This window comes from Streptomyces sp. NPDC058741 (genome assembly GCF_042746715.1).
Lineage (GTDB): Bacteria > Actinomycetota > Actinomycetes > Streptomycetales > Streptomycetaceae > Streptomyces.
In genome coordinates, this window is the sequence record NZ_JBHYQH010000038.1 from 31950 (window position 1) to 46820 (window position 14871).

Below are 14871 nucleotides of genomic sequence, written 5' to 3' on the forward strand. Positions count from 1 at the left end.
CGGTGATTGCGTACTCAACCGTACGTGCGGTGGTCCTGCCCCCGCGGGCCGGGCCCCGCGCCGGATCCCGCGTCGTAGCGCACCAGGTAGTCGGCGAACCGCGACAGGTCCTCCGCCGGCCAGTGCGCCAGCCGCTCCCGGAACGCCGCCCGCCGCCGCTCGGTGACCCGGGCCAGGACGCGCCGCCCGTCCCGCGTCAGGTGCACCACCTGGACGCGGTGGTCCCGCGCGTCGGACCGGCGCTCGACGAGCCCGGCGCGCTCCAGGGCGCTGACCTGGCGGCTGACGGTGGACTTGTCCAGGGCGTAGTGGGCGGCCAGGTCGGTGGCGCTGCACTCGCCGCTCTCCTCCAGGTGCCCCAGCAGCGCGTACGACACCAGCGACAGCTCGGGGTGCATGCGTCCGGCCAGGGCACGGGCACGGCGGGCGAAGACCGTCATCTCCCGCTGGATGGTCTCCACGGCGTCGGCGGGTGCACGGGACCTCCCTCGCTGCCTGCTCCCTCCATGGTTGCATGACCCAACCACGCGCCCGCGGGCACGGACCGCCGCCGGGGCCGTGCCGGGCACCGGGGCCGTCGGGTAGGGTTGCCGCCGGCTGTGGACGGACCCGGCCGCCACGACGCCGGGAGGTGAGACCCATTACCGCTGTGTCAGCTCGGGTGCTCACCGTCCGATGTCGCGCGGATCGCCGGCCCTAGGCGACCGCCGGAGCGCCCTTCGGTTCTCGAAAGGCTCTGGGCTTCCATGCCGTCTGTCTCCTCCGTCCCGCCCTCGTCCCGTGACTCCGTCGCCGCCGCCCTGCGCGCGGCGGGCTGCGTCTTCGCCGAGGACGAGGCCGACCTGATCCTCACCACCGCGCGCACCCCGGCCGAGACGGCCGCCATGGTGGCGCGCCGCGTCAGCGGAACGCCGCTCGAACTCGTCGTCGGCTGGGCCGAGTTCAGGGGCCTGCGCATCACCGTCGCGCCCGGCGTCTTCGTGCCGCGCCGCAGAACCGAGTTCCTGGTGGAGCAGGCCCTGGCGCAGGCTCCCGGGGCCACCGTCGTGGTGGACCTGTGCTGCGGCTCGGGTGCCGTGGGCGCCGCCCTGGCCGCCAGGCTCGGCCGCGTCGAACTGCACGCCGCCGACATCGACCCGGCCGCCGTGGACTGCGCCCGCGGCAACGTCGCCGCCTTCGGGGGCCGCGTCCACCAGGGCGACCTGTTCGAGGCGCTGCCCGTCGAGCTGCGCGGCCGGATCGGCATTCTCGCGGCCAACGTGCCGTACGTTCCCAGCGACGAGATCGGGCTGCTGCCGCAGGAGGCCCGCGACCACGAACCGCTGGTCGCCCTCGACGGCGGTACGGACGGCCTCGACGTCCTGCGGCGCGTCGCGGCCGGGGCGCGCCACTGGCTCGCGCCGGGAGGCTGCGTCCTGGTGGAGACGAGCCGCCACCAGGCCCCGACGGCGGTGGACGCCTTCGCGCGCGGCGGTCTGACGGCGCGTCCGGCCGTCTCGGAGGAGCGGTACGCCCACGTGGTGATCGGTGTGGCCCCGTAGGCCGTCGGCGTCCCGGAGGGACAGGGGCGTGCCGTGTCAGCCTGGCGTCGTGGCCCGCGCGATCAGCAGCGCCACGTCGTCGAAGTTGTCCGGCTCGTGGAGCGTACGCAGCAGCTCGTCGCAGACCTCCTCCAGCGGGCGGTCCGGCCCGCCGAGCAGGGACAGCAGCGTGTCGAGCCGCTCGTCCAGCGGATCGCGCCGGGTCTCGACCAGGCCGTCGGTGTAGAACACCAGCCGGTCGCCGGGGTCCAGGTCGACGGTGGTCGTGGAGAAGGAGACCCCGCCCACGCCGAGCGGCACCCCGGTCGGCAGTTCGAGCAGCTCCGGGCGCCGCCCGGCCCGCAGGCGCACCGGCGGCAGATGCCCGGCGTTGGCGATCCGGCACTCCCGCCGATGCGGGTCGTGGACGGCGTAGACGCAGGTCGCGATGGCCTGCTCCAGGCCCGCGGTGATCCGGTCGAGGTGCTCCAGGAGCACGTCCGGGTCGAGACCCAGGGGGGCCAGTGTGTTGGTCGCCGTACGCAGCCGCCCCATGGCCGCCGCCGCGGGGATGCCGCTGCCCATCACGTCCCCCACGACGAGCGCGGTCCTGCTGCCCTCCAGCGGGATCACGTCGAACCAGTCACCGCCGACCTCGCTCGTGGCCCCGGCCGGCTGGTAGCGGGAGGCGACCTCCAGGCCGCCCGTCACCGGCGGATGACTGGGCAGCAGGCTGCGCTGCAGGGTGAGCGCGGTATCCCGGGCGCTCTGGTACCAGCGGGCGTTGTCGATCTGCACGGCGGCCCGGGCCGCCAGCTCGCGCGCCAGCAGCAGGTCGTCCTCGGTGAACGGCAGCGGATTGCGGGTGCGCTTGAGGTCGAGGGCGCCCAGCACCTCGCCCCGCGCGATCAGCGGCACCGCCAGATAGGAGTGCACCCCGGCCCGGCCCAGCAGCCGGGCGGCCTCGGGTGAACGGGCGATGCGCGCCAGGTCCTCGTCCTGGACCTCCGGCAGCATCACCGGCCGTGCCGTGCGCACGCACTGGGTGACGAGCCGGTCCGGAGCGTACCGGGCCACCCGCCCGGGAGGGTCGGCCGCCTCCAGTGCCTCGGCCGATTCGTACCCCTGGACCGCCAGGGCCCGGATCACCGCCGACTCCGCCGGCCCGAGACTGGCCTGCCGGCCCTGCACCACGGCGTCCAGGAGACCGACGGCGGCGATGTCGGCGAGTTCCGGCACGGCCACCCCGGCGAGCTCGCGGGCCGTGTGGTCCAGGTCCAGGGTGGTGCCGATCCGTCCCGAGGCGTCCGCGATGAGCGCCAGCCGCCGCCGCGCCGCCTCGGCCTCGATGCCCGCCCGGTACTGCTCGGTGACGTCGACGACCGCGAAGGCCACGCCCAGCACCGTCCCGAAGGCGTTCTCCAGCCGGTACAGCGAAACCGACCAGGCGTGGTCCTGCTGCGGGTCGGCCGGGGTGCGGCCGATGGTGGACTGGTCGACGACCGGCCGGCCGGTCTCCAGGACCCCGCGCGCCGCGGCCTCCAGGGCCTCGACGTCCATCCGCGGCAGCACCTCGCGGACCGTGCGGCCCAGGTGCTCCTCGGCCGGGATGCCGTTGATGACCTCCAGCGCGGGGTTGACCGAGACGTACCGGAGGCCGGTGTCCAGCACCGCCAGCCCGATGGGCGACTGGGCGATCATTCTCGTCGACAGCGCGACCTCCCGCTCCAGCCGGTGCACGGTCGACTGGTCGGCGCACAGCCCGAGCGCGTAGACGTCGCCCTGGTCGTCCAGCAACCGCATGGTGCGGAACTCCACGAACCGGGTGCTGCCGTCCTTGCCGCGGACGGGGAACGCCCCGGCCCAGCTCTGCCCCGTGCCCATGACGTCGGCGAACAGCTTCACCACGAGGTCGACGTGCTGCTCGTGGACCATGATCCGGGCGGCGTACTGGCCGAGCGCCTCCTGCGCCTCGTACCCGAACAGCTCCTCGGCCTGCGGGCTCCACAGCACGATGCGGCCCGCGGAGTCGAGGACCACCGAGGCCACGCGCAGGACGTCGAGCAGCCCGCTCGGGCGCGCCGACCCGCCGTCCGGCCGGTCGCCCTCGGCTCCGGGAGACCTGGTCGCACTCATCCCACGCCCCGCCTTCGCCGTTCCTCGCGGCACGCCGCCACGGTGCCTACACCCCAGTTCTACCGCGCGGAGCCGTTCCTCCGAGGCTCCTTCCGTCACCTTCCAGAATCCCCCACCCCGGTACGCGCCGCCCCGCAGCGTCGCCCTCATGGCGGCGTCACCGCCGGTAGTGCTCCCCGGAAGGTGGTGCTTTGCTGGGTAGGGGCGGGTACGGCGGCGTGGCGCCACGAGAGGAGCGGTCACGATGGTCATGAACCAGGAGCGAGCGCACCCCCACTCCGTCTCGGTCGAGATCAGCGGGTGCAGCAGGCAGGACGCCCGGGTCGTGTTCGACACGCTGTGCGCGTGCTTCGAGTCCGACCGGTGCGCCGACGACGTCCCCGAGGAACGCGACGAGACCCGTCCGACCGTGTGGCTCGGCACCTTCGACGTCGCCGACGCGCACGAGGGCGCACGCCCCGGCGCCCGGCTGTCCTCCTCGGTCGACGCCGACCTGTACGGCGGGTACTGGGCCGTCGAACGGCTGCGGACCACCCTGGACTCGCTGTTCGACGTGCACGACCTGAGCACGGCCTCCGGGGACCAGGAGGAGGAACTGCACGCACGCCTGCGGAGCCGGTGAGCGCGACGGGCCGGCCGTACCCGGCCCGTAGGCGCGGGTCCGCCCGCTGCTCGTCCTTCATCCACCCGGTACGGCGCCGCTCCGCCACCTGAGTGACCTCGGCCCACTGCCCCGTCCGGCAGCCGTAGTGCCCGGAGGCGCGCGCCCCGTGAGCCCTCCGGCCGGTCGAGTGAAACGCCTCCACGGTGGAGGCCCTGCTGTGCCCTCCCTCACCCCCTTGTGCAACTAGTTGCACAAACCTGCGGTAGTCCTCTACAACTACAGGCACGACACCGCGCACGGAGGGCCCGATGAGCCGTTACCCGCACCTGCTGAGCCCCCTCGACCTGGGCTTCACCACCCTGCCCAACCGGGTCCTCATGGGCTCGATGCACGTAGGCCTGGAGGAGGCCGAGGGCGGGTTCGCGCGCATGGCCGCCTTCTACGCCGCCCGCGCCCGCGGCGGAGTGGGCCTCATCGTCACCGGCGGCATCGCCCCCAACGACGAGGGGCGGCCCTACGAGGCCGGCGCCAAGCTCACCACCGAGGCGGAGGCCGGGCAGCACCGCGTCATCACCGACGCCGTCCACCGCGCCGGCGGGCGCATCGCGATGCAGATCCTGCACTTCGGCCGCTACGCCTACCACAAGGACCTGGTCGCCCCCAGCCCCCTCCAGGCGCCCATCAGCCCCTTCCCGCCCCGCGAGCTCACCGACGCCGACGTCGAGCGCACGATCGAGGACTACGTCCGGGCCGCCCGCCTCGCCCGGCAGGCCGGCTACGACGGCGTCGAGATCATGGGCTCCGAGGGCTACCTCATCAACGAGTTCATCGCCCTGCAGACCAACCAGCGCACCGACCGCTGGGGCGGCTCGTACGAGAACCGCACGCGCTTCCCGCTGGAGATCGTGCGCCGGGTGCGCGAGGCGGTCGGCGAGGACTTCATCGTCATCTACCGGCTGTCCATGCTCGACCTGGTCCCCGGCGGCTCGACCCTGGACGAGGTGATCACGCTGGCCAAGGCGGTCGAGTCCGCCGGGGCGACGATCATCAACACCGGCATCGGCTGGCACGAGGCCCGCATCCCCACCATCGCGACCTCCGTGCCGCGCGGCGCCTACACCTGGGTCACCAAGCGGCTCATGGGCGAGGTGTCCGTCCCCCTGGTCACCACCAACCGCATCAACACCCCCGAGCTCGCCGAGGAACTGCTCGCCGAGGGCGCGGCCGACATGGTGTCCATGGCCCGCCAGATGCTCGCCGATCCCGACTTCGTCACCAAGGCCGAGGCCGGCCGCCCCGAGGCGATCAACACCTGCATCGGCTGCAACCAGGCCTGCCTCGACCACACCTTCAGCGGCCTGATCACGTCCTGCCTGGTCAACCCGCGCGCCTGCCACGAGACCGAGCTGGTGCTGTCCCCGACCCGGCTGCGCAAGCGCGTCGCGGTCGTCGGCGCCGGACCGGCCGGACTGGCCTGCGCGGTCTCCGCCGCAGAGCGCGGGCACGAGGTGACGCTGTTCGACGCCGCGAGCGAGATCGGCGGCCAGCTCAACGTCGCCCGCAAGGTGCCCGGCAAGCAGGAGTTCGACGAGACGCTGCGCTACTTCCGCACGCAGCTCGACTGGCACGGCGTCGACGTCCGGCTGAACAGGCACGTCACGGCCACCGGCCTCGACGGCTTCGACGAGGTCGTCGTCGCCACCGGCGTCACCCCCCGGATCCCCGGGATCCCGGGCGTGGACCACCCGAGCGTCCTCGGCTACCTCGACGTGCTCCGCGACGGCGCCCCCGTCGGCGACCGGGTCGCCATCCTCGGCGCGGGCGGTATCGGCTTCGACGTCGCCGAGTTCCTCACCGACGGGGGCGACAAGGCCCACGAGGACCCGCGGACGTACTTCCGCCAGTGGGGCGTCGACATGGACTACCGCGGCCCCGGCGGCCTCGCCGCACCCGAGCGGCCCGCCCCGCCGCGCACCGTCCACCTGCTCCAGCGCAAGACGTCCAAGGTCGGCGCCGGCCTCGGCAAGACCACCGGCTGGATCCACCGCACCGAACTCAAGCACCGCGGCGTCACCATGGTCCCGGGAGTGCGCTACGACCGCATCGACGACGCCGGACTGCACCTCACCGTCGGCGAGGAGAGCACGGTCCTCGAGGTCGACACGATCGTGCTCTGCACCGGCCAGGATCCCCGCCGCGGCCTCTACGACGAGCTGCTCGCCGCCGGGCGCAGCGCCCACCTCATCGGCGGCGCCGACGTGGCTGCGGAACTGGACGCCAAGCGCGCCATCAAGCAGGGCACGGAGCTTGCCGCGGCCCTCTAGTTCCAGCGACGACGGGAGTCTGGCGACAGCCCCTCGAGGCACCGCGGCCCGTCCCTAGGATGGCTCCATGTCACTCCCGCACGCGATCCTCACCGCCCTGCTCGAGAAGCCGTCGTCAGGCCTGGAGCTGACCCGCCGGTTCGACCGGTCGATCGGCTACTTCTGGTCCGCGACGCACCAGCAGATCTATCGCGAGCTGGGAAGACTGGAGTCCGACGGGCTGATCAGGGCCCTGCCGTCCGAGCAGCCGGCCCGCGGGCAGAAGAAGAGCTACGAGGTCCTGCCCGCGGGCCGCGCCGAACTGGCCCGCTGGACCGCCGCCTCCCAGGACCCCAGGCCGCACCGCGACCCGCTGCTGCTGCGGCTGCGGGCCGCGGCCGTGGTCGGCACCGCCGGTCTGGAGGCCGACCTGCGCCGCCACCTGGAGCTGCACGAGCGGCAGCTGGCGGAGTACCAGGCGATCGAGAGGCGCGACTTCCCGCCCGGCCGGGACGGCACCGAGGACCGGCTGCGGCATCTGGTCCTCCAGGCCGGCATCGACCTGGAGACGTTCTGGACCCAGTGGCTCAGGCGCGCCCTGGCGGACTTCGCCGGCCTTCCCGAGGTCCGGCCGGCCGGACCCGCCTGACCCTCTGTCCGGCCGCGGACATGGCGGCGGCCCGACCGGCCGGAGCGCTTCGACCGGGCGGGCCGCCGTCCGTACCGGTCAGAGCCGGTACGGCTTGTTGCGCCGGCGCAGGTACCAGGCCGTCGCGATGACACCCGACCCGGCCAGCGCGCCGCCCGCGACCAGCGTGACGGTGCCGTAGTCCGTCGCGCTGCCGCCGACGCCGCCCATGACGCCCCGCGACGGCGTGGCCGACGGGGTGGCGGACCGCGATGGGGTCGGGGAGGGTGCCGTGGACACCACGACGGACTGCGTGCCCGCGGTCGTGCCGTCCGAGCAGATGACGATCACGGTGTACGTGCCCGGGGAGACGTTCGACCAGGCTGCGGACTGGTTCGTGGCCGTCCCCGACAGGGTCACCTGCCGCCCTTGGGCGAAGCTGCCCTGGCTGCTGGTCAGCAGCGAGGCGGTGCCCCAGGAGCCGTTGATCTGCGTGCACGTGGTGGTCGTGACCGACACCGTGGAACCCGTGGTGCGCACGGAGATGCCCGGGCCCGCGGCAGCGGGCACCGCCGCCAGAGCAAGGGGCAGCGCGGCGGCGGCCACGGTCAGGCCGGAGCGGAGAACTGACGACGAGTTGCGCATGTGGACTGCCCTCCGGCGGCACGGTCGGCGGTGCATCCCTGGCGCCGCCGAGGATCGGGGACGCCCGTGCTGCCTCAGGTTCAGCCAAGGCGCCCCGCGTCCGCGCCGCACCCCGGGTGCCGCCGTGCAGGTGACGGCGGGGGCCGGGCGGGTGCCCGAGGGGGAGGCGCCTCAGCGCCCTCCGCCCGTCGGCACCGTCCGCTCCTCCGAGAAGCCTCCCCAGGTACCGTCCGGCAGCATCGCGCGGACGCGGACACGGTGGGTGAGGCCGGGTTCCCGCCCCACGTAGAAGCGGTACGTGGTCCGGTCGCGCGGGGGGTCGCCGCCGAACACGAGGGACGTGGCGGCCCGGCCGTCCAGCCGCACCTCGTACTCGGTGATCACGCCGTCCACCCGGTGCGGCACCCAGCTCAGAAGGCGCGCCGGGCGGTGCGCCGCCGTCCGGGCGGCCGGTTCCGGCCCAGCCGCAGGCTACGAGCGCGAGCGCCGCACAGAGCGTGGCGCAACGGCACAGTGCGATGAGACGGCGCACGACACTGCCTCCCCGGGCGGCAGGCGAAATGGTCCGGACCAATATGGCCCGACGGGCGCGAACGCATCAAGGGGGCGGTGCGGGCCTGCCGGTGAGCGGGCGTCACCGCCGTGCGCGACCACTCGCGGCAGTTACGTATGCTGATGTTCCCTTCGGCCGAACTTCCGACGGGTGTCGAGGAGTTCGGGCTGTCGCGCGGACCGCTGTCGTCGCAGACGCCGCGCCGGCGCGGGTGGCCGGGCGCCCCGGTTCTCACTCGGACTCAGGCGCCCGGGCCCCGTCGGGGATTGCCGGCGCGCACCGTCCGGTGGCCCTCGTCGGGGATTTCCGGCGTGCGCCGTCCGGCCCACTACCGGTGGACGGGTGACCGCACCGGGTCCAGATTGGGCTGAGTGCCCGTCAGGACCCCGACGAGAGGCTCCCGTATCGTGCGTGTCCAGTCGCTCACCCTGGCCGCGGCCAGCGTCGCCCTGCTCGCCCCGACGACGGCCCCCGCCCCGCCTCAGGCCCACCCGGGGTCGCCGGGCGGGCGCGCGGGCACCGTCCTCGCTGCCGACCTGCTGGCCAAGGTGCGGGACGCGACGACGGCCCCCGCCCCGCCTCAGGCCCACCCGGGGTCGCCGGGCGGGCGCGCGGGCACCGTCCTCGCCGCCGACCTGCTGGCCAAGGTGCGGGACTGCGTTCCCGTCTCCCGCGGCCGGTACCGCAGCGACGAGGGCGCCCCCGCGAACATCCCGGTCTGCGGCACGTCCGGCGCCGTGTTCTGGAAAGCTGACCTGGACATCGACTGCGACGGCAGGCCGGGGCCCCGCTGCAACCGCCGGACCGACCCCTACTTCGCCGCCTCCACGGCCTTCGCCCGGTCCGACGGGCGACCCCTGAGCGCCGAGGCCCTCCCCTTCGTCGTCCTGCCCGCACCCAGCCGGATCTGGGACTTCCGGGACCACGGCATCACCGGCGGTTCCGTCGTGGCCGTCATCCACCGGGACCGGGTGCAGTACGCCGTCGTCGGCGACACAGGCCCGCAGGGCATCATCGGGGAGGCCTCCTACGCGTCCGCCGACGCCCTCGGGATCCGGGCCGACCCGCACGGCGGCGGGGCACGCTCCGGCGTCACCTACATCGTGTTCGAGAACAGCCGCGTGTCCCCCATCGAGGACCGTGCGGAAGCCGTGGCGACGGGGGAGCGGCTGGCACGGCGGTTCATCGCCGGGGACTGAGGACCGCCGCACCCCGAACGGCTCACGCTCCGTCATGAGCACGCCGAGAGGCCGGGCCCGCCGTCGTCGCGACGCGCCCGGCCTCCCAGGATCCGGCCCGCTCACACCTTCCGGTAGGTGTACGCCTCCGCGGCCGCGGCCTCCACCGCCGCCAGGTCGGCCCCGGTGGCCGCCGTGACCACGGCGGCCACGGCTCCCTCCAGGAACGGGGCGTCCACCAGCCGCGTCCGCTCGGGCAGTTCGTCGCCCTCCGCGAGCAGCGCCTTCACGGTGAGCACCGCGCTGCCCAGATCGGTCAGGACCGCGACACCGGCACCGCGGTCCACGGACGCCGCCGCGGCGGCGATCAGCTCGGAGCTCGTCCCGAGACCGCCGCCCTCGGTGCCGCCCGCCGGGGCCACCGGCACCGCCGGGCCGCCGCCCGCGAGCCCCTTGGCCAGCGCGGCGACCGAAGCGGCGACCTCCGCGCTGTGCGACACCAGGACGATCCCCACCAGCCGCTCGTCACTCACCGGAGGCCTCCACGAGTGCCGCGACGATCAGCGCCGACGACGTGGCACCCGGATCCTGGTGCCCGATGCTGCGCTCGCCGAGGTAACTCGCCCGGCCTTTGCGCGCCAGCATGGGCGTCGTCGCCACGGCACCCTCCTCCGCCGCGGTCCGGGCCGCCGCGAACGAGTCGCCGAGCGCGTCCACCGCGGGCACCAGCGCGTCGATCATGGTCTTGTCGCCCGGCGCGGCGCCACCGAGTGTCATGACCGCGTCCACCCCGGTCCGCAGTGCCGAGGCGAGATCCCCGGCACCGACCTCGGTGGCGTCCCCGAGGGCCTTGCCGGTCCGGCGCAGCAGCGTCCCGTACAGCGGCCCCGAGGCACCGCCGACCGTCGAGATCAGCTGCCGCCCGGCCAGTGTCAGGATCCCGCCGGGCGTCCCGGGGGCCTCCTTCTCCAGGGCGGCCACCACGGCCCGGAAGCCGCGCTGGAGGTTGGCGCCGTGGTCGGCGTCCCCGATGGGGGAGTCGAGGGCGGTGAGCCGCTCCGCCTCGCGTTCCACGGACGCTGCGGCCGCCGTCATCCAGCGGCGGAAGAAGTCGGCGTCGAGCACTGGGTCTCCTTGCCTTGGTAGGTACGTGTGGATCCTCTACCCCGTGTGCGTGTCACACGCCCCAGCGCAGGCCAGGCGTCTTCACCGGCGCGTCCCACAGCCGCAGCAGCTCCTCGTCGGCCTGGCACAGGGTGAGCGAGGCGCCCGCCATGTCCAGGGAGGTGACGTAGTTGCCCACGAGGACCCGGGCGACGGGGACACCCCGCGCGGCGAGCACCCGGTGCACCTCGGCGTTGAACCCGTACAGCTCCAGCAGCGGCGTCGCGCCCATGCCGTTGACCAGGACCATCACCGGATTGCGCGGCCGGAGGTCCTCCACCACGGCCTCGACGGCGGCCTCGGCGATCTCGCCCGAGGTCATCATCGCCCGCCGCTCCCGGCCGGGCTCGCCGTGGATGCCGATGCCCAACTCCAGCTCACCGGGCGGCAGATCGAAGGTCGGGCTGCCCTTGGCGGGCGTGCTGCAGGCGCTCAGCGCGACACCGAAACTGCGGGAGTTCTCGTTCACCTGCCGGGCGATCGCCTCCACGCGCTCCAGCGGCATGCCCTCCTCGGCGGCGGCACCCGCGATCTTCTCCACGAACAGGGTGGCACCCGTACCGCGCCGCCCCGCCGTGTACAGGCTGTCCGTGACCGCCACGTCATCGTTGACCAGCACCTTCGCGATCTGGATGCCCTCGTCCTCGGCCAGCTCGGCGGCCATGTCGAAGTTGAGCACGTCACCCGTGTAGTTCTTCACGATGAACAGCACCCCGGCCCCGCTGTCGACGGCGGCGGCCGCGCGCAGCATCTGGTCGGGCACGGGTGAGGTGAACACCTCGCCCGGACAGGCCGCCGACAACATGCCGGGACCCACGAAACCGCCGTGCAACGGCTCGTGCCCCGAGCCTCCGCCCGAGACCAGCCCCACCTTCCCGGCCGCGGGAGCGTCCCGCCGCACGATCACACGGTTCTCCACGTCCACGGTCAGCTCCGGGTGGGCAGCCGCCATACCGCGCAGCGCGTCCGCGACGACGGTCTCCGGAACGTTGATCAGCATCTTCACGGGTACCTCCTGGTGAGAGGAGCGGATAGGCCCTGACCATCATCTTCGCAAGCCGGGGTGGGTTAGGCCAGTTGTCGATCTTGCCTGTCCCCGCCGACCGGGGTGACGGGCCATCAGCTCCTTCGGGGGGTCGGACACGGGCTGCCGACTCGGTGCTGTGGGAGCGTATCGACCCGGCGACGCCGAGGTCACGCCTCGCGAGCACCTCCGGCGTGTGGCGGTGCGTCAGAAACGCTGGCACCGCCGATGGAAGACGCCCCTGGGAACACCGGCGGTCCCTCACACCGGGTAGGCGTGCGTCTGGGTCGCCTTGACCGTCGCCCACACCTCCGTGCCCGGGTGCAGGTCGAGTTCGGCGACCGCGACGGTCGTCAGGTCCGCTGCGAGGGGGAGTTCGCCGGTGAGATCGGCCCGGATCTGGTCGCCGTGGGTCTCCAGGCCGGCGACCCGGCAGTGCCAGAGGTTGCGGGCACTGGAGCCGGTGGGCCGGTCGCGGTGCAGGGTCACCGCGCCGGGCGGGAACGCCACGAAGACCGGGCCGGACAGCAGCTCCGACGTGGTGAGGGACGGACCGTCGGCGAGGCGGACGGTGTGCCCGTCGGCCTCCCCCCGGTACAGGTTCAGGCCCACCAACTGCGCGATGTAGTCCGTACGGGGATGGCGGGCGATTCCGGAGGGGGTGCCCTCCTGGACGACCCGGCCGTGTTCCACGACCACCAGTCGGTCGGCCAGGACCATGGCGTCCAGCGGGTCGTGGGTGACCAGGACGGCGACCGCCTCGAAGTCTGCCAGATGGCGCCGGAGTCGGGCGCGCACCTCCAGACGGGTACGGGCGTCCAGGGCCGCCAGGGGCTCGTCGAGGAGCAGCAGGCGGGGGCGGGTGGCCAGGGCTCGGGCGAGGGCGACGCGCTGCGCCTGGCCGCCGGAGAGCCGGCGCGGTGTGACGCCGGCGTGGTCGGCGAGGCCCAGCCGGTCGAGCCACTCGGCTGCCCGCGCGCGGGCCTCCGCCTTGCGCGCGCCCTGGCAGCGGGGCCCGAACGCCACGTTGTCGAGAGCCGTGAGGTGCGGGAAGAGGAGGTAGTCCTGGAAGACCACACCAACCGGACGTGACTCCGGCGGTGTGCGGTCCAACTCCCTTCCGTCCAGGCGCAGATGGCCTCCGCTGAGCGGGGTGAGGCCGGCCAGGGCGCGCAGGGCGGTGGTCTTGCCCGCCCCGTTCGGGCCGAGCAGGGCGACGACCTCGCCGGGCGCGACGGTCAGGGTCACCTCGAGACGGAAGCCGCCCCGGTCCACCACCACATGGGCGTCGAGACCGTCCGCCGCGCCGCCGCTGCGGACACCGTGGCCGTGGGTCTCGGTCATCTCCGGCACCCTTCCTCCATCCGTCGCGTACGGCGGGCCGCCACGCGGGCCGAACCGCCGGCGAGCGCGCTCATCCGGCCCTCATCCACCGGTCCCGCAACCCCGCCAGCACCGCGATCGACACCGCCAGCAGCACCAGGCTGAGGGCGATCGCCGCCTCCGGGTCGCTCTGCAGGGCCAGGTAGACGGCCAGCGGCATGGTCTGGGTGCGGCCGGGGAAGTTCCCGGCGAACGTGATCGTCGCGCCGAACTCGCCCAGCGCCCGCGCCCAGGCCAGGACCGCGCCCGCCGCGATGCCCGGGGCGATCAACGGCAGGGTGACCCGGCGGAACGCGGTGAAGCGGGAGGCGCCCAGGGTGGTGGCGGCCTCCTCGTAGCGCGGGTCGGCGGCCCGCAGGGTGCCCTCGACGCTGATGACCAGGAACGGCATCGCCACGAACGCCTCCGCGACCACGACCCCGGCCGTGGTGAAGGGCAGCGTGATCCCGAACCACGTGTCCAGCCACCGCCCGGCGATCCCGTTCCGGCCGAGGGCCGTCAGCAGGGCCACACCCCCGACGACCGGCGGCAGGACGAGGGGCAGGGTGACCAGGGCCCGGACCAGACCCCGGCCGGGGAACTCGACCCGGGCCAGCAACCAGGCCAGGGGCACCCCGACGACCAGGCTCACCGCGGTCGCCGCCGTGGCACAGATCAGGGACAGCTTCAGCGCCTGCCACACCTCGGCACTGCTCAACTGCTCGGGCAGGCTCTGCCACGGGGTGCGCAGGAGCAGGGCGATCAGCGGCAGGACGAGGAACGCCACGCCGATCAGCGCCGGGAGCAGCAACGCAAGCGGGGCGCCGGTCCGCACGCTCCGGCGCCGCGGACCGCCCCGGGGCGTGTCGGTCACGGCGCCGGACGTGCCGGGCGTCGGGGGAGTCACGGCTTGAGGAACCCTGCCTCGGCCAGCACCTCTTGGCCCTCTTCGGACCGCACCAGTGCCATGAACGCCTTGCCGGCCCCGGCGTTCCGGGCGTTCTCGAGCAGGGCGATCGGGTAGTCGTTGACGGCGTCGGCGGCCTCGGGGAACGTCACGCCCTCCACCGTGTCACCCGCGGCGCGCACGTCCGAAGCGTAGACGAGCGCCGCGTCGGCCTCCTTCAGCTCGACCTTCGTCAGGGCGGCCTTGACGTCCTGTTCGTAGGAGACGGGGGTGAGCTTCAGCCTGCCCGCGTCCAGTGCCTTCTGCGCGGCGGCGCCGCAGGGCACCTCCCGGTCGCAGAGCACGACCTTGAGGCCCGGCCGGGTGAGGTCCTCCAGGCCGGTGATCCGGTCCGGGTTGCCCGGCAGGGTGGCGATCCGCAGCGCGTTGCGGACGAAGGTCGCGGGCGGGCCGGAGGTGCCGCCCGCATCCGTGACGATCCTCATCGTCCCGGGGCTGGCGGAGGCGAACACGTCCGCCGGAGCGCCGCCGGTGATGGAGGCGGCCAGGGAGTCGCTCCCGCCGAAGCTGAAGGTGACCTTCGTGCCCGGGTGCGCCTTCTCGAAGCGCTCGCCCAGGGTCGTGAAGCTCTCCTTGAGGGAGGCCGCGGCGAAGACGGTCACCTCGCCGGACACCCGGCCCGGGGCGGACGGCGTGGACGCGCCCGAGCCGGACGGCGAGCAGGCGCTCAGGGCCAGCAGGACGGCGGCGCCCAGGGCGGCCGCGCGCACGGGGCGGCGGGTCCGGCGCGCGGTACGGCTCATCACGGGTGGAACTCCCTCTGCGGACTCTCGACGACGCCCCCGTC

The 14871-nt window shown here is 74.0% G+C and carries 14 protein-coding genes and 1 pseudogene; 5 read left to right on the plus strand and 10 right to left on the minus strand.

Annotated elements, in window-relative coordinates:
• Window positions 1-14: 14 nt before the first annotated feature.
• A complete protein-coding gene (locus tag ACFW6P_RS25280) occupies window positions 15-440 on the minus strand; it encodes a MarR family winged helix-turn-helix transcriptional regulator (RefSeq protein ID WP_386353543.1) in 426 nt (141 codons plus the stop codon).
• Window positions 441-746: 306 nt separating this feature from the next.
• On the opposite strand from ACFW6P_RS25280, the gene ACFW6P_RS25285 reads away from it, so the two are divergent.
• Window positions 747-1541 carry a putative protein N(5)-glutamine methyltransferase gene (locus ACFW6P_RS25285; RefSeq protein WP_386353490.1) on the plus strand — a complete coding sequence of 265 codons (795 nt, stop codon included), beginning with the start codon at window positions 747-749 and terminating at the stop codon, window positions 1539-1541.
• 36 nt (window positions 1542-1577) lie between these two features.
• Here the strand turns inward: ACFW6P_RS25285 and ACFW6P_RS25290 are convergent, their stop codons facing one another.
• Window positions 1578-3656, minus strand: coding sequence for a SpoIIE family protein phosphatase (locus ACFW6P_RS25290; RefSeq protein ID WP_386353488.1), 2079 nt, complete (start codon window positions 3654-3656; stop codon window positions 1578-1580).
• Window positions 3657-3906: 250 nt separating this feature from the next.
• Here ACFW6P_RS25290 and ACFW6P_RS25295 point away from each other — a divergent pair, with 250 nt between their 5' ends.
• The 3 genes from ACFW6P_RS25295 to ACFW6P_RS25305 all read left to right on the plus strand — a co-directional run bounded on the left by ACFW6P_RS25295 (window position 3907) and on the right by ACFW6P_RS25305 (window position 7212).
• On the plus strand, window positions 3907-4278 hold the full coding sequence (locus ACFW6P_RS25295; protein ID WP_386353486.1) for a hypothetical protein: 372 nt from the start codon (window positions 3907-3909) through the stop codon (window positions 4276-4278).
• Window positions 4279-4568: 290 nt separating this feature from the next.
• On the plus strand, window positions 4569-6584 hold the full coding sequence (locus ACFW6P_RS25300; protein WP_386424885.1) for an FAD-dependent oxidoreductase: 2016 nt from the start codon (window positions 4569-4571) through the stop codon (window positions 6582-6584).
• A 67-nt stretch (window positions 6585-6651) separates the two neighbouring features.
• On the plus strand, window positions 6652-7212 hold the full coding sequence (locus tag ACFW6P_RS25305; protein ID WP_386353482.1) for a PadR family transcriptional regulator: 561 nt from the start codon (window positions 6652-6654) through the stop codon (window positions 7210-7212).
• Between the two features lie 78 nt (window positions 7213-7290).
• On the opposite strand, the gene ACFW6P_RS25310 is transcribed toward ACFW6P_RS25305, so the two are convergent.
• Window positions 7291-7836 carry a hypothetical protein gene (locus ACFW6P_RS25310; protein ID WP_386353480.1) on the minus strand — a complete coding sequence of 182 codons (546 nt, stop codon included), beginning with the start codon at window positions 7834-7836 and terminating at the stop codon, window positions 7291-7293.
• 171 nt (window positions 7837-8007) lie between these two features.
• A pseudogene (locus ACFW6P_RS25315) lies at window positions 8008-8250 on the minus strand (hydrolase); the annotation flags it as partial.
• Window positions 8251-8796: 546 nt separating this feature from the next.
• Between ACFW6P_RS25315 and ACFW6P_RS25320 the strand changes: the two are divergent.
• Window positions 8797-9588: a glycoside hydrolase family 75 protein gene (locus ACFW6P_RS25320; protein ID WP_386424888.1), complete on the plus strand. Its 792-nt coding sequence runs from the start codon at window positions 8797-8799 to the stop codon at window positions 9586-9588.
• Between the two features lie 101 nt (window positions 9589-9689).
• Here ACFW6P_RS25320 and ACFW6P_RS25325 read toward each other — a convergent pair whose 3' ends face one another.
• The 6 genes from ACFW6P_RS25325 to modA all read right to left on the minus strand — a co-directional run bounded on the left by ACFW6P_RS25325 (window position 9690) and on the right by modA (window position 14827).
• Window positions 9690-10100 carry a PTS fructose transporter subunit IIA gene (locus tag ACFW6P_RS25325; RefSeq protein WP_386353478.1) on the minus strand — a complete coding sequence of 137 codons (411 nt, stop codon included), beginning with the start codon at window positions 10098-10100 and terminating at the stop codon, window positions 9690-9692.
• Window positions 10093-10692 (minus strand): dihydroxyacetone kinase subunit DhaL, encoded by a 600-nt coding sequence (dhaL, locus tag ACFW6P_RS25330; RefSeq protein WP_386353476.1) that lies wholly within the window; start codon window positions 10690-10692, stop codon window positions 10093-10095. Before dhaL ends, ACFW6P_RS25325 begins: the two co-directional genes overlap by 8 nt.
• Before the next feature lie 52 nt (window positions 10693-10744).
• Window positions 10745-11737 carry a dihydroxyacetone kinase subunit DhaK gene (dhaK, locus tag ACFW6P_RS25335; RefSeq protein WP_386353474.1) on the minus strand — a complete coding sequence of 331 codons (993 nt, stop codon included), beginning with the start codon at window positions 11735-11737 and terminating at the stop codon, window positions 10745-10747.
• Between the two features lie 279 nt (window positions 11738-12016).
• Window positions 12017-13099: an ABC transporter ATP-binding protein gene (locus ACFW6P_RS25340; protein ID WP_386353472.1), complete on the minus strand. Its 1083-nt coding sequence runs from the start codon at window positions 13097-13099 to the stop codon at window positions 12017-12019.
• A 70-nt stretch (window positions 13100-13169) separates the two neighbouring features.
• Complete coding sequence (gene modB, locus ACFW6P_RS25345) at window positions 13170-14024, minus strand: molybdate ABC transporter permease subunit (protein WP_386424890.1); 855 nt, start codon at window positions 14022-14024, stop codon at window positions 13170-13172.
• On the minus strand, window positions 14021-14827 hold the full coding sequence (gene modA / locus ACFW6P_RS25350; RefSeq protein ID WP_386353468.1) for a molybdate ABC transporter substrate-binding protein: 807 nt from the start codon (window positions 14825-14827) through the stop codon (window positions 14021-14023). Before modA ends, modB begins: the two co-directional genes overlap by 4 nt.
• Window positions 14828-14871: the final 44 nt, after the last annotated feature.

What these genes read in the sequence shown, in the direction of transcription:
- ACFW6P_RS25305 (WP_386353482.1), top strand. Translation starts at nt 6,652, where the DNA reads ATGTCACTCCCGCACGCGATCCTCACCGCCCTGCTCGAGAAGCCGTCG.
- modA (WP_386353468.1), bottom strand. Translation starts at nt 14,827, where the DNA reads ATGAGCCGTACCGCGCGCCGGACCCGCCGCCCCGTGCGCGCGGCCGCC.
- ACFW6P_RS25340 (WP_386353472.1), bottom strand. Translation starts at nt 13,099, where the DNA reads ATGACCGAGACCCACGGCCACGGTGTCCGCAGCGGCGGCGCGGCGGAC.
- ACFW6P_RS25280 (WP_386353543.1), bottom strand. Translation starts at nt 440, where the DNA reads ATGACGGTCTTCGCCCGCCGTGCCCGTGCCCTGGCCGGACGCATGCAC.
- ACFW6P_RS25310 (WP_386353480.1), bottom strand. Translation starts at nt 7,836, where the DNA reads ATGCGCAACTCGTCGTCAGTTCTCCGCTCCGGCCTGACCGTGGCCGCC.
- ACFW6P_RS25295 (WP_386353486.1), top strand. Translation starts at nt 3,907, where the DNA reads ATGAACCAGGAGCGAGCGCACCCCCACTCCGTCTCGGTCGAGATCAGC.
- ACFW6P_RS25300 (WP_386424885.1), top strand. Translation starts at nt 4,569, where the DNA reads ATGAGCCGTTACCCGCACCTGCTGAGCCCCCTCGACCTGGGCTTCACC.
- ACFW6P_RS25290 (WP_386353488.1), bottom strand. Translation starts at nt 3,656, where the DNA reads ATGAGTGCGACCAGGTCTCCCGGAGCCGAGGGCGACCGGCCGGACGGC.
- ACFW6P_RS25285 (WP_386353490.1), top strand. Translation starts at nt 747, where the DNA reads ATGCCGTCTGTCTCCTCCGTCCCGCCCTCGTCCCGTGACTCCGTCGCC.